Source organism: Dyadobacter jiangsuensis (genome assembly GCF_003014695.1).
Lineage (GTDB): Bacteria > Bacteroidota > Bacteroidia > Cytophagales > Spirosomataceae > Dyadobacter > Dyadobacter jiangsuensis.
Window position 1 is genome coordinate 59,684 of sequence record NZ_PYAS01000013.1, and the last position, 24,325, is coordinate 84,008.

Below are 24,325 nucleotides of genomic sequence, written 5' to 3' on the forward strand. Positions count from 1 at the left end.
GTAGCTACCAGATACTTTGAAGAAATATCAATAGCTTAGCCTATCTGTAACTCTTCTATCTGATTTATTAACTTGACTTTTACATTCCCTTCAATCCGACTCTTCCTGTCCGTATTGTGTGTACTTGCTATGTGCGTGGGCGAACTCCGGGCAGCTCCTCCCATTGGTATCAAACCTGTTCCTTCGTGGGTGGTGCCCGTTACGCCGGGCGGGAAGGCACCGTCCGCGAAAGACATTTCGGGAGGGTATTATCTTTCTTTTGTTGACAAGCAGGTAAACCTCGGGGTAAAGAGCACTTACCAGCGTTTCGTGCGGCAAATTGTATCCGAAAGCGGCATTCAGAACGGGTCGGAGATTTCGGTTACATTCGATCCGGCTTACGAGCGGGTGGACTTTCATGAGGTGACTGTCTGGCGGGCAGGGCAACGCATTTCGCATTTGAAGCAGGGCGATTTCAAGGTTATGCCGGTGGAATCCGAGCGGCAGCGGTTCATTTACAACGGCTATCATTCTGCCTCGCTGGTGTTGAAAGACATCCGAAAGGGCGACCGGATCGACGTAGCCTATTCTACGACCGGCTGGAACCCGGTTTTCATGAACAAGTACTCGGATTTCCTCTATTTCAATGCCTATGATTACATCGCCCATATTCACAATTCCATTCTTTCACCGGCTGGCAGGGTGTTACATTTCAAGGATTTTAACAAACCTCCCGTAAGAAACAACCGGAATGCCGGTGGGAATGTGCTGTACGAATGGAATGCACTCAATGTGAAAAACAACTCCTACGACGACAATGTCCCGGGATGGTATGGCAAAGAGCCGTTAGTGCAGGTAACGGAATTCGGAACCTGGAAGGAGGTTGTCGACTGGGGGCTGAATTTCTACCAGGTACCTGCGCCTGCGGGCGCATTGAAAGCGAAGGTGGACGAATGGAAAGCACAAAGTGAGAGCACATTGGAGTTCATCGGAAAAGCTGTCCGTTTCGTTCAGGATGAGATCCGCTATCTGGGTATTGAAACCGGTGAAAATTCGCATCGGCCCCACAAACCGGAAGATGTATTTGCCCAGCGATATGGCGATTGTAAGGATAAAGTATTCCTCCTGTGTGCTATTTTGCGATCGAACGGCATCGAATGTGATCCGGTACTGGTCGATTCCTACAAACGCTCGCACGTAGACGAAAATCTGCCTTCTCCTCCGGCTTTCAATCACGTGATCGCTCGGGTACGCGTGCAGGAAAAGAGCGGTAAGGACAACGAATTCAGTTTTGCATTCATCGATGCCACGATGGCCTTGCAGGGCGGTGCGGTTCCGCAAATGTATTGCCCGCCATACGGAAAAGGCCTGCTGCTCCAAAGCGGCCAGGCTCATCTGGTCACTATTCCCGACCATAATCCAGGTAATGTCGACATTGTAGAAGACATTTATTTGCCAGCTAGCGGCGATTCGACTGCGGAAGGCAGTATACAGGTGAAAACGGCCTATTACAAAGGCGATGCCGACGATTTTAGGGCGCAGTTTCAGGAAGGAGACGTGTCGGAAATGGAAGAGCATTATCTCAATTTTTACAAAGACCTTTTCAAGCACGCCGTAGTGGAGGCTACCGATACCCTTGAATACTATGACCAACGAGAGGGCAACAGCTTTTCCCTGGTCGAGCGGTATTCTCTTAAAAATCCATGGAAGCTTGATAGCGCCACTAACAAGTTCTATTTCGACGTGTTTGGAAAGACCCTGTACACGACGTTGAACATTCTGCCGGGCCGCCCCAGGAAGGATCCTGTATCGCTTAAATTTCCGTCCGAGCAGAATTATACGATTAACGTACATATGCCGGACGCGAGGACTATTTTGGCGGATCAATGGGAAATCAAACGCGGTTCCTACATCATCAGCTTTGAATCGAAATACCTTCCCCAAGAATATACCTGGCAGCTCAAATATCACTTCAAGACACTGAAAGACCATGTGCCGGTGTCGGAAGCCAAACAATTTAAGGCGGACATGGACAAGCTGGTCGAAAACCTTGAATATCAGTTGACGGAGCCAAAGGCCGGCGGGTTCGACTTATCCGACATTAACGGCTGGATGGTGGGGCTATTGATTGCCGTCGGCATATTTGCAGTTACGTTTTTCAAGAGGTTATATCAATATTCGCCAGGTTACCGGCACTACCATGAGTCGGAGACAATTTTGGGAGGCTGGTTGATTTTGCTGGCAATTTCCGTTGGATTTGCGCCGATGACGCTGTTGTTTCAGTTCGTGGGCCAGCAACTGCCGGTTTATGTTTCCCTGACTCACTGGAATGTGATGGAAGCCAAAGGCGTGCTCATTTCGACGGCTTACCGTGGATTACTGGTCTTCGAACTTTGCTTTAATGGTGCGATGATCGGCTATGCGGTACTGGTTGCTGTTCTATTCTTTAAAAAGCGGGATTCATTTCCGATACTCTATATCTACTATCTGGGGATCAATTTGCTGGGCGTTATTCTTGACGCCTGCCTTACCTATGCGTTGGTTGGCGATAGGGTAGCCGGCGAGCTCAACAATACAATCGTCTCAATCGGCAGGGTAATGTTTTTCTCCGCGATATGGATTCCGTACCTCATCAAGTCTTCGCGCGTGCAGCGGACATTTGTCAATACCTACGGAGATCAGCCCGTCGAAAGGGAATTGAGCGAAGGCGCGGAAGTAGCGGAGCCTTTGGAATAATATTGGGGTGTGCCAAACAAAAAGCCGGTCGGAGCATCCCCCGACCGGCTTTTCTTTCTTTACTCAAATATCAATACCCATCATTCTGCTTCAAATACCCCGGCAAATTCGATGCGCCGTCGATAGCCGTTTGCGGGATCGGGAAGATGCGTTTCTTCACGTCGGTGTTGGTTTTTTCGGTCCATTGGCCTTCGTATTTGCCGAAACGGATCATGTCCGGGCGACGGAGCATTTCCCAGTAAAACTCGAAACCGCGTTCGCGGAACAGGAGGTCGAGGGTCATGCTGGTCAATGCGGGCGGCGCGAGCGTTTTCGTGCGTGAAGCACGTACAAGGTTCACGTCAGCAAGGGCTCCGGCGGCGTCATTGCTTTTGCGGAGTTTCGCTTCGGCGCGCATCATATAAATGTCCGCCAGACGTGCGATCACGATATCGGCCTCGCCACGGTTACGACCGGTGTTCGACTTGCTGCTGAACTCGTATTTCTCTACGCGGTAGCCTGTGTTGTAGTTACTTCCGGCAGTGGTGAAGTCGATCATCTCGCTGAAACTTACAGGCAAATCGGCGCGGTTACGCGTTACATAACTCAGTTTTCCTACTTTGAGCTTGCCGTCTGGGCAGCGGAGGAACGCACCATTCACACGTAATGCACCATATTGCTGGCCTCTCAGGATACCCCGGTTGATTTTGTAATCGGCGTCAGCAACACAGGTATCGGCGGCATTGGTGTAAATAGACATGTTTTGCTGGTAAAAACGCGGGTCACGAGAGGGATCCACCGCACCATAGGCTTGCACCCACGTCTGATAGAAGTCGGAAGTGATACCAGGGCCGTCGGTACCGTTCGCGGCGGGGAACTCAGCCAGCGGGAACTGGTCGCCGGAAATCGAGAAGTAGGCCATACGGTTGTGTCCGTTCAGCTCGGCGCGTTGGTCGACGGCGAAAATGATCTCGTCGTTGGTATGGTTGTTATTCCCGAAAATTGCGAAATAATCAGCCGAAAGTTTTGCCTGGCCCGAGTTGATCACCTTGTCGGTGTACTGGATCACCTTATCCATATCCTCGGCTTTGAAATCAAACGTGGCGCCGTAGATGTTGCGGTACACGGCTGCATTCAGGTTCAGGCGCGCGAGCAAGCTCCAAACGGCGGCTTGGTTCAGTCGGCCGGGGCCCACCACAGATTTTGGTTGTACCGTCGGCTCAATAGCCAGCAATTCGCTTTCGATGTATTTGACGGCCTCGTCACCACGGATAATCTTGGAAGTGGTTCCCGGATCATCCTTCACAAACGCAATACCGAACAAATCGAGCATGACCATGTTGTAATAGGCGCGCATACCACGGGCCTCGGCGGTGTACAGTGCCGCGTTGGGTGAAGTAGCGGTTTTGAGACCTTCGATAGCTGTAATACACCGGGAGATAGACTGTACCAGCTGGTTCCAGGTGTTGTTTACGTTAGGGTCGGTGCTGGTGGTGTTGTGCCCGTGCAATGCGATGTAGATACCGTTATCGCCCCAGTCGGTACCGCCGCGGTAGGGTAAGATCGCCTCGTCGGTGGAGATTTCCTGCAATGCAAAATAGGTGGTGTGCTGGAAAAGGTTGGGCAGCAATGCATAAGTAGGCGCCAGCAGTCCGTTGACTGTTTCTTCTTCCGAAAGTTTTGCCGTGAGCGTTTCATCGAGCACTTGTTCTTTCAGATCGGTACAGGCGTTGCTGAGCATCAGCAGGCCGGTTACCGCAAATATGGTTGATAGTTTCTTCTTCATGGGTCAATAATTAAAAGCCGAGATTGATCGAGAAAATGACGGTTTTCGCTTTCGGATAGCTCAGGTAGTCGATACCGTAAGAGGTAATACCGGCGATCGAACGGTCGTTGTTAACTTCCGGGTCGTAGCCATTGTATTTGGTCCACAATGCCAGGTTCTGGCCTGTTACCGAAATGCGGGCTGTCTGTACCCATCTGTTGATGCCAAGCTTGGCAGTATTGAGATTATAACCCAACACAAGGTTGTTCAGTCTCAGGTAAGCGCCGTTTTTGAGATACCTCGTGGAAACTCCTGCCGAGTTATTGATCGATTCCTCCGGCGATGCAAGCGCTTCCGGCGTTACATTCACGCCTTTCGACAGTTTCAGTTTGTAGAAGTTGGAGTTGGCGGTGTTGTCATACACTTTGTTGCCCGCAACACCATTGAAGTTAGCGGTCAGATCAAAGCCTTTGAAACTGATATTTCCATTGAAGTTGTACATGCGCGTAGGCAATGCGGTACCGGCCACGATCCGGTCGGCGTCGTTAACAATGCCGTTGCCGTCCACGTCGCGGAACTTGCTGATGCCTTTTTCATCAAAACCGATAAACTCTTTCAGATAGAATGAACCGATGGCTTCGCCGTTGATGTAGCCGTTGATGGTCGCCGAAGTCAGACCTGATCCCTGCGCGGAACCTGACGGAATTACGGTGTAAGGCGAGTGCTCCACGCGGTTTTTGATGAAAGTAATGTTTCCACCGAATGAATATTTCAGGCCGTTTTCGAGCGCATTGCGGTAATTCAGGTCAAGCTCCAATCCCTGGTTGATAATCTGCATGTTAGGCACATTGGTCCAGAAGGTACCGGCAGGCTGAACAGGATCGGCCGGGATTACTTCGAGGAGGATTTTTTCAGATACTTTTCTGAAGTAATCGATTTCTCCGGTTAATGCGCCCTTGAACAAGCCGAAATCAAGACCTAAGTCAGTCTGTTTGGAAACCTCCCACTGAATGTCGGGGTTAGCCAGACGTGTGTAAGTTGTTCCGCCAGGGTAGTTGGTACCTGGGTCCAATGGATAGCTGGCTGTTCCTGAAACCACCGATGTGAACCTCGCCTGGGTAATTTTGGAGGGGATTTCCTGGTTACCCGTCGATCCCCAACCCGCGCGGAGTTTCAGTTCCGAGAATGGCGAGGACTTCATGAAAGGTTCCTCAGAGATTCTCCAACCTGCCGAGAATGAAGGGAAAGATCCGTATTTGTTGTTAGAACCAAACTTCGAGGATCCGTCGATACGCAATGTCGCGGTGAGCAAATACCTGTCTTTGAAACCGTAGCTCGCGCGTCCGAAGAAGGATTGCAGCTCATTGATAGTGGCAAAACCGCCTGGCTGGTTCAGTGTCAATGAAAGATCCTGTCCCAGGCCCGGGTTGTAGATCGGCTCGATGTCCGAGATCGGGAACTTGTTGATGCTGAAATTCCTGCTCTGAATGAAAATGCGCTGGTAGGAATGACCGAGCAACGCCGTCAGGCTGTGCACTTTCGTATTCAACGTGTAAGTCAGGTAGTTTTCGATCAGCCTGTTGGTATTGCGCAGGCCGTAGGTTTCCAGACGTCCGATTTCCGCCGGGATCGTGCTCGGCAGCAATTGCTTATCCTGGGTAGCCGTAGAATTGTCAATGCCGAAATTCAGCTTGTAAACCAGCCCGTCGATAATCTTCACCGAAGGCGAAATACTTGCAAGTACGCGGTTGGTAGTCAGCTCTTCCTTGTACTGTTGCAGGGTAAACAAAGGGTTGGTAAAATCCTGGTATTGAACAATCTGTCCGTTTGCGTCATAGGGCGCATACGTAGGGTTGATCGTCAGGGCGCTACCTATTACACCCTGGTTGTTGGGGCGCGTGTTTTTGGTATTCGTCGCATTCAGGTTGAAATCGAGCGTCACACGGTCCTCAAACAGTTTTTGGGAGAGATTCACACGGCCTGTGTAGCGGTTCTGCTGGCTGTTTTTCAGGATACCTTGTTGCTTCTGGGCTCCGAATGAAGCGTAGTACGTCATTTTTTCGCTGCCACCGCCAACGGATATGTTGTGGTTGTGCGTAGTAGCCGTCCGGAAAATTTCTTTTTGCCAGTCGGTGTTCGCTTTGCCATCGGTTACGGTAGCACCCAATTTCGCGGCTTCCGCGAGGAACTCAGGTCCCGAAAGTACGTCGAGCGGACGGGCCACATTCGAGATGCCGAGGCTTCCCGAGTACGTAACGTTCGCCTGGCCTGTCTTGCCTTTTTTGGTGGTAATGAGGATAACCCCGTTTGCGCCGCGTGCTCCGTAAATGGCTGTGGCCGAAGCATCTTTCAACACGTCGATCGATTCGATATCCTGCGGGTTCAGGAAGTTGAGCGGGTTTGCATCACCCCCTGTGCCGCTGTTGTCGAGTGCCATACCGTCCACGACGAACAATGGCGTACTACCCGTACGCACACCACCCGGACCGCGAACGGTAATGTTGGTCTTGCCGCCCGGTTCACCGGTAGCCGACGTGATGTTCACGCCCGACACCCTTCCTTGCAGCAATTGTTCAGGCGAGTTGATGATACCCTGGTTAAACTCGGCACTTTTGAGTGATTTCACCGAACCGGTAATGTCCTTTTTCGTAGCGACACCATAACCAACTACTACCACCTCGCTAAGGTTGGAAGCCGATTCTTTGAGCTTTATTTCAATGGAATTGGCATTGCTTTCGGTAAGCAGGAAGTCTTTAATGGATTGCTTTTCAAAGCCGATGTAGCTGAATTCCAGGTTGTACAGCTGGCCTGTTTGCAGCTTTGCAAAACTGAAAGAGCCTGATTCGTTGGTTGTTGCACCTTGCTTGTTATTGCCGTTGGCATCGGAGATCACTACGGTAACGCCGGGCAGACCTTCGGAAGAACCTTCGGTCGTCACTTTTCCGGTGAGGGTAACCTCCTGCAATGTATTCATGTTGGTTTCAACATGTTTTCTGGGCTGGCCTTCGGGAACGGGTATTTCAGCTGCGGCAATGGCATGGAGGCCGCACACGGCCGTTACTTGCATAAGGCAGTTTCTGATTATTCCGGTCCTGACTGATAGAGTCGAAGTCTTTCTCATAGTCGTGGATTATTGGATTTTACAGTGAATAGAAAGTTGAGGCAGAAGAGATTTTTAGTCATAGAGGAAAATTTGGGAGTTAAGAACCACAAGATTACGTATTGTATTATTAAGATAATTAATAGTAATTACTTTATAGTCAATGCAAACGTTTGAAATTCTGTGCAAACGTTTGAAAAAATATGAAGATTAAATTGGATGAAATTAATATTGCTTTTTGCGGTGTAGGAATAGTGATTTTAAATCACCCCAAAGTCTAATCGGGATGGGAAAAGTTGCATTTAAGCAGCATTTCGAGCCAAAATTGGCATTACGAGGAAGAATAAATGAAGGAATGGGTTTTAAGGAATTGTTAAATCGCCGTGCGCGGATAGGACGCGGGTTGGAAAATGTAGTAGCGGGAAGACGGAGAAAAGAGGGACGGTTAAGCGGCGCTGTCTGCCGGGACAACTTTCAGGGTTAGCCCATGCGTTTTCAGGAGTTGATCCAGCTCTTGCTGGTGTTCGGCCAAGAGCTCTTCGTATTGTTTGATCATTAACCATGAATCGCCTGATTCGCGATGCATTTGCAGAGTTTGATTAGTGATTGCTACAAGTCCTATGAGCCGTGACACGCGCGACTCCCATTCTTCGAGTTCTATTATCGACTGTGGTTTCATGACTCAATAATCTAATTGTACAAATCCTTTCGATTGTCCTTTTCGGGAGTCTCTAATAAACTCGTGAATCCACTGCTTAGAATCCAGATAAGAGCGAATAAAATGCTTGTGATCGGTTGGGTAATCTTTAACAAAGTACCCGTCAAGGTGGAGACTTTGTTCTCGACTGTATTCTCTCAAATTGCTAAGCGCATGCTCGTTTCGGCTAAAAGTTTTTGCATTTGCAAATGTCACAAAATCAATGTCATTGGGATTAAGTTTCCTGGTAACAAAGCTCCCGTCTATCCATTGATGGAAATCCGTGCCAATGATAGTGACCAGTTTTTCCATGTATACAGAAAAACTCTGGAAAATCACCTGCCTCGTACTTGATCGGGGAAAAGCGTCCACAAATTCAGCTTTAAATGTAGCCCAGTCGGTGTAAATAATCTCGTAAGTCGTCAAGTTGCCATTAATGTCAAATTCCAAGTGTGTGTAGTTTAATTTTCAATATAAATATACCGAAAATTAAACACTTAAACATCTTGCCGCAATACCTCCAAAGGCGGTCGGGACAGGATGCCGCGGCTGTTGAGCAAACCGATGATTACGGTTAGCAAAGAGACAAAAAGGAATATCAATACCACGGGGCCGAGCTCGGGTTTGAATTCGGATTCGAAGTTGAATTTTGCAAGGCAGAAGCTTCCGACGAGGGCGATGAGGATGCCGGTGAATGCTGCCAGCGCACCCAGGAAGAAGTATTCGAGCGAGGTAATGACGAATATCTGCCTCCGGCTCGCACCTAATGTCCGGAGGAGGACGCTTTCCTGAATGCGCTGGTATTTACTGATCATGACGGACGCAATGAGGACGATCAGCCCGGTAAGAATGCTGAAACCGGCCATAAAGCGGATCACGAAGCCGATTTTCTTGAAAATATCGTCCAGCACACGCAGCACCAGGGCAAGATCGATGATCGAAATGTTGGGGTATTGCCTTACCAACGCCTGCTGGAACCGTGCGGAGACGGTCGGGTTGGGTACGTGCGTGAGCATGGCGTGGAATTGCGGCGCATCTTCGAGCACGCCTGTGGGGAATACGACGAGGAAATTGGTACGGACCTCACTCCAGTTGACTTCCCGGAAGCTGGCAATAACGGTGGGCATAATGGTGCCCTGCACATTGAAAACCAGCGTGTCGCCAAGTTCCAGGCGGCTTCTCTCTGCGAACCCGCCTTCCACGGAAATAGGAATCAGCTCGGAGGATTTATCGTATTTCCCCTGCCATTTGCCTTTGGTGATTTTTTCGGAAGAAGTAGTGGAGTCCCGGAAAGTGACGCGGTACTCGCGGCCGAAAATGCGACGTGACTGCTCGGCGGTGGTATCGCCTTCGAAATCGGCGGCGGTTTTGCCATTGACTTCTTCCAGGCGCATATTCACAATGGGGACGCTCTGGTTGATAGGTACATGCTGGGCTTTTGCAATTGCCAGCACGCCGTCTTTCTGATGGCTCTGAATGTCGAAAAGCACCATATTTGGCTGGTTGCCGCTGCTCGAAAGCTTCACGCGGGTGAGCAGGATAGTTTGAATGAAAAAGAGCGTGCAGATCAGCGAAGTACCGAGGCCTACCGACACGATCAGAATGGTGGTTTGGTTGTTGGGACGGTACAAATTCGCCAGGCCCTGGCGCCAGAGGTAGCTCCATGAAGTAGGGAAAAACTTGCGTACAAGCCACATCAGCAGGCTGGCGATACCAAATAGGATCAGGAATGAAGCGAGAATGCTGGCAGTAAATACCAGTGCCTGCACCCAGGTTTGCATTTGCAGGAATGAAAACCCGAAAATGAACAGGACAATCAGCCCGTACAATGCCCAGCTTACGGCGTCGCGTTCGGGATGGGACGCGTCCGAAGCAGAGCGCAGTACATTCAGTGGGGACACTTTGCGGATGGATACCAGCGGCGGCAATGCGAAAAGTATGGAAATGAGCACACCGATCGCCAACCCTTGCCCGATGGCAGGCCATGAGATGTCGGTAGTAAGATCAAATGGAAGGAGATCTTTCAATACCACAGGTAAAAACTGCTGGATGACCGTTCCCAGTATGGTGCCGAGCACGGTGCCGATGAGCCCGATACCCGCGATTTGAATCAGATAAATCAGAAATGCCTGCGATGCTTTTACGCCCAGGCAGCGGAGTATCGCAATGGAGTTCAGTTTCTCACGCACATAGATATGAATGGCGCTCGCTACGCCTATGCACCCGAGCAGGAGTGCCACGAATCCTACCAGCGAGAGAAAGCGTGTGAGATCGCGGAAGGACCGGCCGGTATCTTCTTTCTGGCTTTGGACGGTATTGAAATCAAGGTCGTATTTCTCGAATTTCGGTTCGAGCGTGTTGACCATCTTTTCGACATCCGTTTTCGCGGGATATTTGAAGTAATACCTGTAACCGACCCGGCTGCCTTTTTGCATAAGGCCTGTCTGATCCAGAAAGCGCATCGGAATGTATACAACGGGCGCTACAGAGGCAGTAACTCCGGTCGCGCCGGGCGCTTTTTCAAGCACTCCTGCAATGGCGAAAGTGACTTCACCAATCCGGATCGAATCTCCGACTTGTGCGCGGTATTGCAGCATCAGGGTTTGATCAACCAGCGCCTCCTGGCGGTTCCGGAAAGTCTTTTCGGCGGAAACCGGAATGGTTTCCAGCTTGCCGTAATAGGGGAAATCGCCGGAGAGCGCCTTCACCTGCGTCAATCGGCTTCCACCGCCTTTGTTGAAATACACCATGGAGGCGAATGCGCGTTCCTCGGAGCGTACTTTACCCAGCGAATCGACGAACGCCAAGGCTTTTCCCTCGATTTTTTTGCCACTGTAAATCGACAGGTCCGCACCGATCAGCGTAGCGGCCTGGTTGTCGATATTGTCGCGGAGGTTGTCGCCGAGCGAGTAAATGGCCACGAGCGCGGCAATACCGAGGATAATGGACGATATAAATAAGGCCAGCCGGGCGCGGTTTCTACGGCTGTCGCGCCAGGCCATTTGCAATAACCACGAAAGGTTGAAAGTATTGGAGTTCATCGGAAATTCACGGTTAGCTGGCCTCCACTATTTTGCCGCCTTTGATGCGGATAATGCGCTGGGTTTTGGCAGCGAGTTCGAGGTCGTGCGTGACGACCACGAGCGTGGTACCCGCCTCGCGGTTGAGGTCGAAAAGCAGTTTGACGACTTTCTCACTGGTTTCCGCGTCGAGGTTACCGGTCGGTTCGTCAGCAAACAGGATTTGCGGCTGGTTGGAGAATGCTCGTGCCAGCGATACGCGCTGCTGTTCGCCGCCGGAGAGCTGGGTAGGGTAGTGGTGGCCGCGTTCGGCGAGGCCCACTTTATCAAGCAGGTCGAGCGCGCGGGATTTGATATTCTTTTCACCCCGCAGCTCCATAGGAACCATCACATTTTCTAATGCAGTGAGGGTCGGCAGGAGCTGGAAGTTTTGAAAAATGAAACCCACATACTGGTTACGAACAGCGGCCAGTTGGTCTTCGTTGAGGCCGTTGAGCCTGGTTCCGTGCAGTTCTACCGTGCCGGCTGTTGAGCGGTCGAGCCCGGCACAGAGGCCGAGGAGCGTCGTTTTACCGCTGCCGGAAGGGCCAACGATCGAGACTGTGGAGCCTGTTTCGATGGAAAAACTGATATTGTCGAGGACTTTGAGGGTGCGGTCACCGCTTTTATATATTTTACTGACGTCGTGCAGATCGAGTATGGTATTCATCAATCGTTTTTCTTTTATGTTTGCGTGGTACTCCGGGGCGCGTAGTCCGAGCGCGAAAGACCTAATTTGGCTCTTTTCAGTTATTGTTTCTCATAAATATAGTTTAAACGGTTTTTATTTGAGAATGAATGGCCGGGTATACCTTTTTAAACTATAAAATCCATTCCTTTTGAATGAAGATTATGAATGATATGCGTCGTTTCAATACATTTTTAGCATTATCCCTTCTGACCGCCTCGCTGTTTTCCTGTGGCGGGGGAAAAAAAGAAGAGTCCGGCCAGAAAGCAGATACTACTCACACTGCTGTAAAAACGCCGGCTGCTAAGAAGAAGATCATCGTGTTTTTTGGCAACAGTCTCACGGCCGGGTATGGCCTGGATGATCCTTCGCAGGGCTTTGCCGGGCTCATTCAAAAGCGGATCGATTCACTGGGTCTGAATTACAAGGTCGTGAATGCAGGGGTGAGCGGTGAAACCACTTCCGGAGGTAATAGCCGCATTGACTGGCTGCTCAAACAACCGCTCGATGTGTTTGTGCTGGAACTGGGCGGTAACGATGGCTTGCGCGGCATCCCTGTGTCCGAAACGCGAAAAAACCTGCAAGAAATTCTGGATAAGGTGAAAGCCAAATACCCCGACGCCAAGCGCGTGCTGGCCGGTATGCAGATTCCCCCGAACATGGGCCAGAAGTATGCCACCGAATTCAGGGATGTATACGCTGATCTGGCGAAAAAGAATGAGGTAACCCTTATTCCTTTCCTGCTAGAAGGCGTAGGGGGCGAATCGAAGCTCAACCAGGCCGACGGCATTCATCCCACGGCCGAAGGGCACAAGATACTGGCCGAAAATGTGTGGGTAAGGATTAAAGATTTGCTATAAATCACTCGGCTTTAACAACTCTGAACTGGCGGGAGAGCCCTTGCTTGTCTGTGATTCTGAGTAAGTAAGTACCCGTTTGCCATTGTGAAGTAGTGATATTCGCCGGTGCGGGGCCATCGGAATGATAAACCACTTTCCCCCGAGCGTCGGTGAGTTCGATGTTGTCCGTCGTGCCCGTATGGTGGGACGAAAGCGAGAGCGTTGCCGAAAACGGGTTCGGGTAGGCGGGCGCTGGTGCCTCGCGTACGTACACGCTCCGTATACGACTATACGAGTAGGTGGCGTCGCGGTCGGTCATGCGGAGACGGTAAAGGTTTTCCCCTGTGAAAGGGTAATTGTCCGAAAAAGAGTACGCTTCTTTTTGCAGACTTTCGCCTTTGGCCTGCAAGATCCCCGCTTGTTGCCAAACGCGCCCGTCGGTGCTGCGCTCAATGTCGAAATGGGATGCATTAATTTCGGTCGCCGTAGCCCAGCTCAGGCGCACGGAAGATCCTTCACCTATCGCGTCAAATTCGGTCAGAACTACCGGTAACGGGCCGTTGCAGGCAGAATATAGGAATGCTTCATCGTAACACATACCCGCATTGCCCGATACGTTGAGGTAAGTACCGGCCGGATGCGTGCGCTGATAATTGCAAATAGGTGTGGCATTACATACTGACAGGATCGGGTTGTTGCGAATGGTAAGGTCGCCGCCGATCGTGAGGCTGGTGGCTAGCCCCGTGAGCGTAGTGAGCGATTCATTGCCGACAATATTCACCGTGCCGGTGACCGTCTTGAGCGCGCCCAGGGCGCCTAGATTATTCAACGCTCCATTGAACGATATTTCTACCATACCGGCACTTTCGAGTCGGCCGAGGCCGTTCAGCGAGGTTAGCGAATGGTTTTCGGCAATGATGATGGCGCCCCCCACACTGGTAATATTTTGCAAGGGAGCGAGGCTGGTGACGACATCGCTCGCGAGGCTCGTTATGTAAATATTGCCGGTTACCGTTTTCCACTGCGACTCCCAGGAATTCAGCGCGCTCTGGCTGGTGAATTCCACATTCCCGACGTAGGTCTGCGCCAGCAGGCGGCCGGAAACAGCTGCCAGCATGATTAGTAACAATAGCGTGCGGCTTTTGAGTAAAATTAACTGCATAGATTATGGGGTTATCGTGCAAAGGCTACCTCAAGTTAGGGTTTTGTAACCATATTGCCGCAAACAAAAGCCCGGAACGATAGAAAACTAACGTCCCGGGCTCATTGTGCTGAATGGATGCTGCGTTAGACGACCCTGTCGCCCCGTATTACGCGGAGGATAATCGCTATCACGGCGATCACCAGCAGAATATGAATGATATTTCCTAATCCAAAACTCGCAAAGCCGAAATAGCCGATCAGCCAAAGGATCACGAGGATCACGGCTATGGTATACAGGAGATTTCCCATTGTTATAAAATATTTGAGTTAGAGTTATTTTAGAGATAACTGGATTATATCAATTTAAATGCCAGCCACTTTCCAAGGCGCTAAAACGGGATATTTCCCCGGTTTCTACAATATTTGCGGGGTTTAAGGCCCTTGCGCCATGCAGTTGTAGAAAATTTTCTCAAAACTTGCGGTGGCAGCCTATCTGTTGTCGTCATTCTCTCAATTCCCTTTTAACTCTACAAAATGAAAAAAGCATTTCTGTCACTCTTAGCATTTGTTCTGTTTGCATTAGGTCAGGTTAGCGCGGCGCAGGTCGACACCGTGGAGGTGAATAGCGCAGTGATGAAGAAAAATCTCAAGGTGGTCGTGGTGCGGCCGGCTGGATATAATTCCGGTAAGGAGTTCCCGGTAGTCTATCTGCTGCATGGTTACAGCGGTAACCACGCCAACTGGATCACCAAGGCGCCGGGTATCCAACAAGCCGCCGACCATTACAATATGATCATCGTATGTCCCGACGGCGGTTTCAGCAGCTGGTATTGGGATAGCCCGGTGGATCCGCAATCGCAGTTTGAGACTTATGTTTCCAAAGAGCTGGTTTCCTATGTCGATAAAAATTATAAGACTATCAAAGACCGCAAAGGGCGCGGCATTACCGGGCTGAGTATGGGTGGTCATGGAGCTTTGTACCTCGCATTGAAGCACCAGGATGTGTATGGCACCGCCGGAAGCATGAGCGGCGGCGTGGATATCCGTCCTTTTCCGAATAACTGGGATATGGCCAAGCGACTGGGCAGCTATGCCGAACAGCCCGAAAGATGGGAGAAGAACACCGTGATCAACATGCTCCATTTGTTAACTCCTAACTCGCTTTCGCTCATTATCGATTGCGGTACGGAGGACTTCTTCTATGGTGTAAACGAAAACCTGCACAAGCAACTCGAATACCGCAAAATTCCGCACGATTACATTTCCCGCCCGGGCGCACACAACTGGCCGTACTGGGAGAATGCCGTGCAGCATCAGCTCCTTTTTATGAATACCTATTTCAGTAAAAAATAATACAACCTGCTTATTATGAGGGTTTCTGTTCTCGCGCTGGCAGTCTGCCTGATTGTTTTGCCCAAAATATTATCTGCCCAGGAGGGTAATCGGGCGTTGCCTGATCCATTTACGTTTAACAGCGGCCAAAAGGTCAAATCGGTCAGGGAGTGGGAGCGCAGGAGGAAGGAAATCCTTGAAATCATGACGCATGAAATGTACGGCAAGGCGCCTGAAAGGCCCAAAAACATGCGTTTCGAAGTTTTTGACCTGGATAAGGATGCATTAGGCGGCAAAGCGACGCGCAAACAGGTGACCGTTCATATCACCGAAAAAGGTAAGGAAGCGCAGTTTGATCTGCTCATTTACATCCCCAATCAGGTCAAACATCCGGTACCGGCCATTATCGGGATTAATTTCATCGGCAATCAGGCCATTCATGCGGATCCCGGTATTAAACTGACGACCGCCTGGGTAGAAAAGAGCGGCATGTTCCCTTGCTCGGCCGATGGCAAGGCAGGTGATGCCTGCCGGGGCGTGAATGCCTCGCAGTGGGCAGTGGACAGCATTCTCGTGCGCGGATATGCGCTCGTGACGCTTTACCGTGAAGAGACCGCTTCGGATCGGAAGGAGTTTGCATTTCAAACGGGCGTACACACATTGTACCCGGAGTTGCAGCAGCGCGAGGACAATTTCGGCACTGTTGCTGCCTGGGCGTGGGCATTGAGCCGGGGAATGGACTACCTCGAAACCGATCGGAATATCGATGCGAAACGGGTGGCGGTGTTCGGATTTTCGCGATTAGGCAAGGCCGCGCTCTGGGCCGGTGCAACGGACAGGCGGTTCGCCGCCGTACTGAGCAATGAATCGGGAGCGGGTGGCGGCAAGCAGTTCCGGCGAGGCATCGGAGAGGATATTAACCGGCTATGCACGGTATTCCCGCACTGGTATGCCCGGAGTTTGGGTAAATACAAAGGGAAAGATACCGAGCTGCCGTTCGATCAGCATTTTGTCCTTTCGCTCATCGCTCCGCGACCGGTTTACCTGGCCACAGCCGAGGACGACAAGAATGCCGATCCGCAGGGTGAGTTCGCCACCGCGCGGGCGGCGGATGCAGTGTACCGGTTTTTAGGGACGAGCGGCTTCCCGGATGTGCCGTTTCCCGCGCTGAATCAGCCCGTATCGGGCCAAATCGGCTTTCATATCCGGCCAGGCGGGCACGACGTTAAAATGTTCGACTGGATACAGTTTTTAAATTTCTCTGATTTACATTTGCAAAAATAGACCGAACCTAATATTTAATTTTACTATTCAGCTAAATGAGCAACCATTCGTCTGCCGGCACCGTTCACGCCTCCCCGCCCAAGTTTACTGACAAAAAATACCTTGTTACCCTGGTCTTTGTTACATCCCTGTTCATGTTCTGGGGGATTGCCATTACGATGGGCGACGTGCTCAACAAGCACTTTCAGAAAGTACTCAGTCTGAGTAAGACACAATCCGCATTCGTGCAGTTCGCGATTTTCGGGGCCTATTTCATCATGGGTATTCCTGCGGGTTTGTTCATGAAACGGTTTGGTTATAAAAACGGCGTATTGCTCGGCCTGTCGCTGTTTGCACTCGGTGCATTCCTGTTCGTTCCGGCTGCCAGCACCGCTTCTTTTCCTTTCTTCGGCATTGCGCTGTTCATCCTGGGATGCGGTCTGGCAACGCTTGAAACCGTAGCGCACCCCTTTGTGGCTTCATTGGGTGATCAGCGTACGAGCGACCAGCGTATCAACTTCGCGCAGGCATTCAATGCATTGGGAGCGATTCTTGGGCCTGCTATCGGTGGTTATTTCCTTTTCCGTAACCACGTGGAAGGCAGCACTGATCTTACTTCCGTGAAGAATCTCTATATCGCGATCGGTTCGGTGATCGCCTTGATTGCCCTTGCTTTTTCATTTGTAAAGGTTCCCGCGCTCATCGATCCGCATGCGGCGGATATTGACCCGGACGCAGTGAACGTGGATTCGGAGCCTGGTAAATCGTTGTTTCAGCACCGCCATTTCGTGTGGGCTGTGGCTGCACAGTTCTTCAATGTGGCTGCACAAGGGGGAACCTGGGCGTTCTTCATCAACTACGGTCATGAGAAAATGGGCTTCTCCGATGCGGTGGCAGCCAACTACATGATCGGTTTCATGGCACTGATGCTTGCAGGACGTTTCGTAGGGACCTTCCTGATGCGTTTCATCGCTCCGAATACATTGCTGGCCATTTTTGCATTCAGTAATATCGTGATGTGCCTCATCGTGGCACAGGCGTGGGGATGGCCGTCGTTCATCGCACTCATGATGCTTAACTTCTTCTTCAGTATCATGTTCCCGACGATTTTCAGCCTTGGTTTGAAAAACCTTGGAGCGCATACACAGCAAGGCTCGTCGTTTATCGCGATGGGTGTAGCGGGAGGGGCATTCTTCCCATTCCTGATGGGCGCCGTGGCAGAAACCAACGTGGCGCATGCCTACTATCTGCCAATCATCTGTTATGCTGTGATCTTCCTGTTCGGATATAAGTTTTACAAATCGCACTAGTGACCACCGTCGGCCGACCGCTGACCGCCGATTGCGGCGCGCGGATCTGCGGCGGCATTTCAACATCAGATTCAAATAATAGCAACACATCATAGACATAACTCGGCCGTCGGCGGTCATCGGTCGGCGGTCAAATAAAACGCAACAATGAAACTCTGGGGAATCGACTTAGGAGGTACTAAAATAGAATGTGCAGTGCTGGATCCCGAAAGGAATCTGGAAGTAGTGGTACGGATGCGCGTGCCGACGGAATCGGTGAACGGTTATGACCATATTCTGTCGCAGATCAAGAAGCTGATCGACATGGTGGCGGACCAGGTAGGCGAGCGTCCGCGCAAAATTGGATTCGCGACGCCGGGCGTGCTCGAACCGGATTCGCAACTAATGAAAAACTCCAATACCACCTGCCTGAACGGAATGCCTTTGAAGGCTGATCTTGAAAAAATACTGGGCGTGCCGTGCGAGTTGGCGAACGATGCAAACTGCTTTGCATTGGCAGAGGCATTGATGGGTGCCGGTAAAGATTACCACGGCGCAGAGGTGGTGTTCGGGGTCATTATGGGTACCGGAGTAGGCGGCGGATTGGTGGTGAACAACAAGATCATCGGCGGACATCACGGTATAGGCGGTGAATGGGGCCACAATATCCTCGAAGAGGGCGGCGACCCATGCTATTGTGGTAAATCAGGCTGTGTGGAACAGGTGATTGCCGGGCCTGCATTGGAACGTCATTATGAAAGACTGTGCGGAGAGAAGGTATCGATGAAAACCGTGCTGGAAAGATACCACGCCGGTAACGACGAGCACGCCAAAGCAACGATCGAGCGTCTGCTCGAATACTATGGCCGGGCCATTTCGACGCTCATTAACGTAATCGACCCGAACCTGATCGTGATCGGTGGTGGCGTGGGCAATATCGACCTGCTTTATACCGCCGGATTCGAGCGTATCCGCAAGTATATTTTCAACAAGGGAATTGTAACAACGCCCATCGTGAAACCTAAATTGGGGGATAGCGCGGGCGTTTTCGGAGCGGCTCTGCTGTAACGGAAATCCCGCTTTTACGGTCCCGGCATTTCTCAGCGCTTTGTTGAAAAATGCCGGGATTTTTGTTGCCTTTTGTTGAAGGTATATAGGCAGTAAATCAGTAATTTATGTGGCTTCTTAGCACAGTTGTCATCAACTCGCATTAGTCATGTATAGCACAGCCACCAGCACCCTCACCAATCGTATCCGGTCGATCGACACTGTCCGCGGCCTGATCATCATTATCATGGCCCTCGACCATGTGCGCGACTTTTTCCATATCGCTGGCGCCACCGGCGACCCTACCGACCTTGCTACCACTACGCCTGCATTGTTTCTCACACGCTGGATCACGCATTACTGCGCGCCTTCGTTCATGATGCTCTCGGGGCTGTCGGCCTATTTATCGGGTTTGAACAAGACGGCCGCGGAGAAGTCGGCTTTCCTGATCAAGCGCGGATTCTGGCTCATCCTGGTAGAAATGGTGTTTATGACGTTCGCATTTACGTTTGATATTTATTACAAAACACTCTTTTTTGCGGTATTCTGGGCGCTGGGGGGAGCGATGATCGTGCTCGGTATCGCTGTGCGGTTTGCGTCGCCAAAAACCGTTCTGATACTTGGCCTCGCATTGGTACTCGGCCACAACCTGCTGGATTATGTGAAGTTGCAGGAAAACTCGACGGCCGACATCTTGCTGCGCATATTCTTTACCGGTAGGGGAACATTCCTTCCGCGGCCCGACGGTGGAGCAATTGTGTTCCTGTACGTGATATTTCCCTGGGCCGGCATCATGATGTCGGGGTACGGGCTGGGGATGTTGTACAACCGCAATGCGGATCCCATGCGGCGCAGGAAGCTGCTTATCCTGATCGGCTCGGTACTCACGGCGCTGTTTGTGGTGTTAAGGCTGATTAACGGATATGGAGATCCTGCACCCTGGTCGACGCAAGATACCGGCATCAAGACTTTCATGTCTTTTCTGAACGTAACCAAATACCCGCCTTCGCTGTTTTTTACTTTCATGACGCAGGGGCCGATACTCATCCTGTTGGCCCTTACCGAACAGACAGACAATGCATTCAGCCGCATTTGCACGGTTTATGGCAGAGTGCCGTTCTTTTTCTTTCTCGTGCATTTTTACGTGATCCATATCATGACGATGGCGATTGTTTTCTTGTCGGGCTACACGTGGCAGCAGGCAACCGACGACAGTCTTTTCTTCAAATTCCGGCCGAACGAATTCGGTTATCCGCTTGGACAAACCTACCTGATCTGGATATTGATCGTGGTGGCGCTGTACTGGCCTTGCAAATGGTACGGCGAGTACCGGGCGCGGAAGCGGACGTGGTGGCTGAGCTATTTGTAAATATTTTCCAATTTAAATACACACCCGCATGAGGCATTTTCTGCTCCTGTTCTGCTTTTTTACGCCTTTTTGGGTCAATGCCCAGGCCCCGGAGGAAAACTATCTGGTAGATCCTGCTTCCGAAGAGCACTCCGGGGTGCCTAAGGGCGAAGTTTTGAAATTCGTGTTTGATCAATCCAAAATATTCCCGGGTACGTGGCGCGAGTACTGGGTGTATGTGCCTGCGCAATACAAGCCTGATACACCCGCATGCGTGTATGTGAATCAGGACGGTATTCAATGGAAGGCTCCAACGGTGTTCGATAACCTCATTCATGAGAAGGAAATGCCGGTTACAATCGGCGTTTTTGTGATGCACGGGCGAGTGAAAGCAGCCGATCCCAATACGGCGAACGATCGTTTCAACCGCAGCTTTGAATACGACGGCCTGGGTGATGCTTATGCACGATTCATTCTCGAAGAAATCCTGCCGGAAGTCGAAAAACAGAAAACGAGCGACGGCCGGCAAATCCACCTTTCCAAAAATGGAAACGACCGCGCGATTGGCGGATCGAGCAGTGGGGCGGTGTGCGCCTTTACCGCCGCCTGGGAGCGCCCTGATGCTTTTTCACGCGTATTTAGTGCGATTGGGACTTATGTGGGCCTGCGCGGCGCGGACCGTTATCCGACATTGCTCAGAAAGTTTGAGCCCAAACCCATCCGTATCTACATGCAGGATGGTGCCAACGATCTGAATATCTACGCCGGGGACTGGTGGATGGCTAATCAGACCATGCTGCGGGCGCTGACATTCGCCGGTTATGAGGTGAAGCATCAATGGGGCGAGGGCGGTCATAATGGTAAGCAGGGAACGTCGCTGTTTCCGGAAGCAATGCGCTATTTGTGGAAGGGTTGGCCTGAGCCGGTCAAGAAAGGGCAGTCGCAAAATGCATTTCTAGTGGCTCTGCTGATTCCGGGCGAGGGCTGGACCGAGGCAGCGGAGGCATTTCCAATGAAGGGGAAGCCGACGCCTTCCAGCGCGAATTCTCTGAAAACGCTGAAAGCCGTAGGCGCGGCTCTTTCCCCGGATCAAACATTGGTTTACACCATCGACTCGACTTCTCATTGGGTCTATTCCTCACAGGTTCAACCCAACCGGAAGCTGGCATACCGGCAACGTTTCGGCTGGCTGCATGTGACCGATGCTGAAAACAGGGCAGGAGCCTCCGGCATTGTCTGTGACCGCGATGGACGGATTTATGTAGCCACGAATTCAGGTGTGCAAATCCTCGATCAGACCGGCCGCGTGAATGCTATTTTGCCTACACCTAATGGCGCGACAGGCAAATTAACATTCGGCGGAGGTGATTCCGATGTGTTGTACGTCAAGATCAATGGTAAAACTTATGGCCGCAAGCTGAAAACCCGCGGCATTAATCCGGGAGAAGCGCCCCATAAGCCCGACGCTCCCAAATTGTAGTTAGCCGTTCAGGAAAATAGCCAGAACCACCAATAGCCCTGCGGCCAGACTTATGGATCCGGCGAACGGGAAGAAATACACGAACTCGATAATTCCCATGGCAACGTAGCCGATCCCGATAGGTGTAAGCACTGTTCTGACGATGTCGTGATTGCTGTCGGCATACCGCGCCGCAGACAGTATCAGCATGATCGACATACCATATACGACGAAGAGTATGAGGCCGTAACCTTCGAAGTAATCACCCATGCTACGCATAACGCCCATGAACTCGAATTTTGGGCCGGTCATTTGCCGGATCACCTCCTGTTTGACTGGATCAGGGGTTTCCTTCCATGAGAAATGGCCGAAAAAATGCCCGATCAGGTGAATGAGGATACACAGCGCAGCAATGCGCAGTACGAGTCTTGGTTTCATGGGGTAGCGTTTGATTTAGTTTATCATTCCATCACAATACTTTCGAACTCCGCCAGGCGTGCGAGCGAGAACATGATCGTACCATCCTTCCAGGTGAAATTCAAAGGCTTGTGATTCGTCAATGTAAACACTTTTTGCGGTTTTTTCGCCAGCCTGATCCTGAAACGCAAATCGTTGACAGGCAGTGGTTCGAAATAGGTGTTTCCGCTGAAACCGGTGAGGTTGATTAAATGCAAAATCTGCCCGTCAGGGGTGTTTTTTGCCTGATTTTCGGGGGTATTGCGGGTGAACCTTTTCAGCACCGTTTCGACCCGCGCTGGTGCATTTGTCTCGAAATTCTGTGCGATTTCGGGTAGCATGTGGTCGATCATATCCAGCAAAAGGTTCTTATGCTCCTGGTAGCCGTGCATGTAGTATATCCTACCCAGGTTAATCGGGAAAAGTGCTGCTTTACTGTTCGGATGATTTTTGATACCCAGTGCATAGTATCCGGTAGCATCATGACCACCGATGATTTCGGGCGGGCCCGGGCGGCCTTTCGCTAAAACAGGAAGCAATTTCCGGTCGGCGCCCGAGAGGTCATATAAGCCGAGATTGAATTTCCAGAAAAGCATGTTTTGCCCCTTGAAGCTTTTGAAAATACTCCGGTCGTCGGGGACGAGGTAATTTCCGGCACCGTCGTTGTCCTTTTTCTCGATTTTTGCGCCGAAAAGCGCTTGTAAGGTTTCGGGACTATCAAACAATGCCCGGTTGGTGGCGATCAGGTGGGTACCTCGCTGGCTGGCTTCTTTCAGTATTCGAATGGCCTCCGGTTTCAGGTAAGTGATTTCCGGCAGGATGATCAGCTTATAGCCCTTCACTTTCTGTTCCAGATTGGCGATCTGACCGTCCTCCACGATATCGAATGGAATGTGTGCCTCACGGAGCATCAACTGGATGCCGCGGTATTCCTGCATGGGCTCGCCATTCGGCCAGGCGCCGGGGGCTACAACAGCTATTTGAGCAACCGATTGGTATTTGCCGAAATAGGCCTCATTCTTTTTATGAAAACCATATACTTTCCTGAAAACGGGAAAGCTGCGTTCGTCCTCGTATCCGCGCATGTCGCCCATCATGCTCATGTCCAGGCCCGATCCGTTGGCGATGTTCTCGTAAAGTCTTATCCGGGTTTCCTCCGGCTCGACAGCATTGTACCGCGACTGGAAGGAGATTTGCTGGATGCTCGCATTGCTGATAATGTGGTCCGGAAACGAATTCACCGCATTGCCGACATTGTCGGAGGCAGTGTAAGGCCAATAGGGGAGAGTCGTCATGCTCTGCGATTCGTGGCGGATAATGTCCACAAACCTATCGGAATAGGTACAGATCGCGATCTGCTCATTTTTCGACTTCACCAGCTTGTGCAGCCTTTCCGACCAATCTTCCACAGTCGTTTTTTTGAATCCGAGGTATTGCTGGAAAAGCGGATCAGCCTTATTCTCTTCGGTGGGTAGCGCCTTACCGCCACTGAATTCGGCAAAGCGCTTTTTATCATATTCGTTCTGATCGATGCCATGGTATTTACCTTCGTAGGGGTTATTGACCTGATAGCCGGGCATATTCAGGAAAATGCCGTCGATCGGGAAGGTGTTGATCACCTCTTCAATAATCTTGAATGCCTTTTCCTGCACATAGGGAGCATTAATGGAGACCACATACATATCGGTATTGATGATGCGTTCGCCTTTCGGGGAAATGTAGCACCAGTCGGGATGCTGTTTGAAAATGCGCTCGTGTACCCGGCTGAAATCGAAGCGGACAATTACCTTAATGCGATTATCGTGGCATTTGCGTACAATATCGGCGAGGACATTATTGTCTTTCAAATAAGGGTTCCGGTAGTGAAAATCCAGTTGGGTTGGGTAAAAGGCCATAATGCCTCCCGCGTTGATCAACAGCGTGTTGGCAGAGCAGGCGACGAGGTCGGCTACAATGGAATCGGCGTTGATAGTCGCGGCCTCGTAGGCGGGCAAGTTCATCTGAATCACCCTAAGATTGTTCCTTTTCCACCAGAGGTCGGCCTTGTTTTGTGCCAGGAGAGAACTTACATTGAAGAGAAAGTAAAGGAGTAGAATGTGGCTTTTCATACCAAAATGAATGATTTGGTGGAAAAGAGCCGGGCTAC

18 protein-coding genes are annotated in these 24,325 nt (G+C 51.0%); 8 read left to right on the forward strand and 10 right to left on the reverse strand.

Annotated features, from left to right (window positions below):
- Positions 1 to 135 precede the first annotated feature (135 nt).
- A complete protein-coding gene (locus tag CLV60_RS24225) occupies positions 136 to 2,715 on the forward strand; it encodes a DUF3857 domain-containing protein (RefSeq protein ID WP_170118853.1) in 2,580 nt (859 codons plus the stop codon).
- 70 nt (positions 2,716 to 2,785) lie between these two features.
- Here the strand turns inward: CLV60_RS24225 and CLV60_RS24230 are convergent, their stop codons facing one another.
- From CLV60_RS24230 to CLV60_RS24255, 6 genes are all read right to left on the reverse strand, one after another.
- Positions 2,786 to 4,480 (reverse strand): RagB/SusD family nutrient uptake outer membrane protein, encoded by a 1,695-nt coding sequence (locus tag CLV60_RS24230; RefSeq protein WP_106597973.1) that lies wholly within the window; start codon positions 4,478 to 4,480, stop codon positions 2,786 to 2,788.
- 10 nt (positions 4,481 to 4,490) lie between these two features.
- The gene (locus tag CLV60_RS24235) at positions 4,491 to 7,526 is read right to left on the reverse strand and encodes a SusC/RagA family TonB-linked outer membrane protein (RefSeq protein ID WP_106597974.1); all 3,036 of its coding nucleotides are present in this window, start codon (positions 7,524 to 7,526) and stop codon (positions 4,491 to 4,493) included.
- A 478-nt stretch (positions 7,527 to 8,004) separates the two neighbouring features.
- Positions 8,005 to 8,145 (reverse strand): hypothetical protein, encoded by a 141-nt coding sequence (locus CLV60_RS34305; protein WP_170118854.1) that lies wholly within the window; start codon positions 8,143 to 8,145, stop codon positions 8,005 to 8,007.
- 96 nt (positions 8,146 to 8,241) lie between these two features.
- The gene (locus CLV60_RS24245; RefSeq protein WP_106597976.1) at positions 8,242 to 8,706 is read right to left on the reverse strand and encodes a DUF6932 family protein; all 465 of its coding nucleotides are present in this window, start codon (positions 8,704 to 8,706) and stop codon (positions 8,242 to 8,244) included.
- A 47-nt stretch (positions 8,707 to 8,753) separates the two neighbouring features.
- Positions 8,754 to 11,297 carry an ABC transporter permease gene (locus tag CLV60_RS24250; protein ID WP_106597977.1) on the reverse strand — a complete coding sequence of 848 codons (2,544 nt, stop codon included), beginning with the start codon at positions 11,295 to 11,297 and terminating at the stop codon, positions 8,754 to 8,756.
- Positions 11,298 to 11,310: 13 nt separating this feature from the next.
- The gene (locus CLV60_RS24255) at positions 11,311 to 11,985 is read right to left on the reverse strand and encodes an ABC transporter ATP-binding protein (protein WP_106597978.1); all 675 of its coding nucleotides are present in this window, start codon (positions 11,983 to 11,985) and stop codon (positions 11,311 to 11,313) included.
- Positions 11,986 to 12,158: 173 nt separating this feature from the next.
- Here CLV60_RS24255 and CLV60_RS24260 point away from each other — a divergent pair, with 173 nt between their 5' ends.
- A complete protein-coding gene (locus CLV60_RS24260) occupies positions 12,159 to 12,863 on the forward strand; it encodes an arylesterase (protein ID WP_374755655.1) in 705 nt (234 codons plus the stop codon).
- A 1-nt stretch (position 12,864) separates the two neighbouring features.
- Here the strand turns inward: CLV60_RS24260 and CLV60_RS24265 are convergent, their stop codons facing one another.
- Both CLV60_RS24265 and CLV60_RS24270 read right to left on the reverse strand, forming a co-directional pair.
- A complete protein-coding gene (locus CLV60_RS24265) occupies positions 12,865 to 14,004 on the reverse strand; it encodes a T9SS type A sorting domain-containing protein (protein WP_106597979.1) in 1,140 nt (379 codons plus the stop codon).
- A gap of 125 nt (positions 14,005 to 14,129) precedes the next feature.
- Complete coding sequence (locus CLV60_RS24270; protein WP_015815140.1) at positions 14,130 to 14,294, reverse strand: lmo0937 family membrane protein; 165 nt, start codon at positions 14,292 to 14,294, stop codon at positions 14,130 to 14,132.
- A gap of 225 nt (positions 14,295 to 14,519) precedes the next feature.
- On the opposite strand from CLV60_RS24270, the gene CLV60_RS24275 reads away from it, so the two are divergent.
- From CLV60_RS24275 to CLV60_RS24300, 6 genes are all read left to right on the forward strand, one after another.
- A complete protein-coding gene (locus CLV60_RS24275; RefSeq protein ID WP_106597980.1) occupies positions 14,520 to 15,338 on the forward strand; it encodes an alpha/beta hydrolase in 819 nt (272 codons plus the stop codon).
- 15 nt (positions 15,339 to 15,353) lie between these two features.
- Positions 15,354 to 16,601 carry an alpha/beta hydrolase family protein gene (locus CLV60_RS24280; protein ID WP_106597981.1) on the forward strand — a complete coding sequence of 416 codons (1,248 nt, stop codon included), beginning with the start codon at positions 15,354 to 15,356 and terminating at the stop codon, positions 16,599 to 16,601.
- Positions 16,602 to 16,636: 35 nt separating this feature from the next.
- Entirely contained in the window at positions 16,637 to 17,890 is a 1,254-nt protein-coding gene (gene fucP / locus CLV60_RS24285) for an L-fucose:H+ symporter permease (protein ID WP_106597982.1), read from the forward strand.
- Between the two features lie 147 nt (positions 17,891 to 18,037).
- Positions 18,038 to 18,937 (forward strand): ROK family protein, encoded by a 900-nt coding sequence (locus CLV60_RS24290; RefSeq protein WP_106597983.1) that lies wholly within the window; start codon positions 18,038 to 18,040, stop codon positions 18,935 to 18,937.
- A 148-nt stretch (positions 18,938 to 19,085) separates the two neighbouring features.
- Complete coding sequence (locus CLV60_RS24295; protein WP_106597984.1) at positions 19,086 to 20,285, forward strand: acetyltransferase domain-containing protein; 1,200 nt, start codon at positions 19,086 to 19,088, stop codon at positions 20,283 to 20,285.
- 28 nt (positions 20,286 to 20,313) lie between these two features.
- A complete protein-coding gene (locus CLV60_RS24300; RefSeq protein ID WP_106597985.1) occupies positions 20,314 to 21,744 on the forward strand; it encodes an alpha/beta hydrolase-fold protein in 1,431 nt (476 codons plus the stop codon).
- Here the strand turns inward: CLV60_RS24300 and CLV60_RS24305 are convergent, their stop codons facing one another.
- Entirely contained in the window at positions 21,745 to 22,161 is a 417-nt protein-coding gene (locus CLV60_RS24305) for an LIC_13387 family protein (protein WP_106597986.1), read from the reverse strand.
- Between the two features lie 23 nt (positions 22,162 to 22,184).
- Positions 22,185 to 24,287, reverse strand: a complete 2,103-nt coding sequence (locus tag CLV60_RS24310; protein ID WP_106597987.1) for an alpha-amylase family protein — start codon at positions 24,285 to 24,287, stop codon at positions 22,185 to 22,187.
- Between the last annotated feature and the right edge of the window lie 38 nt (positions 24,288 to 24,325).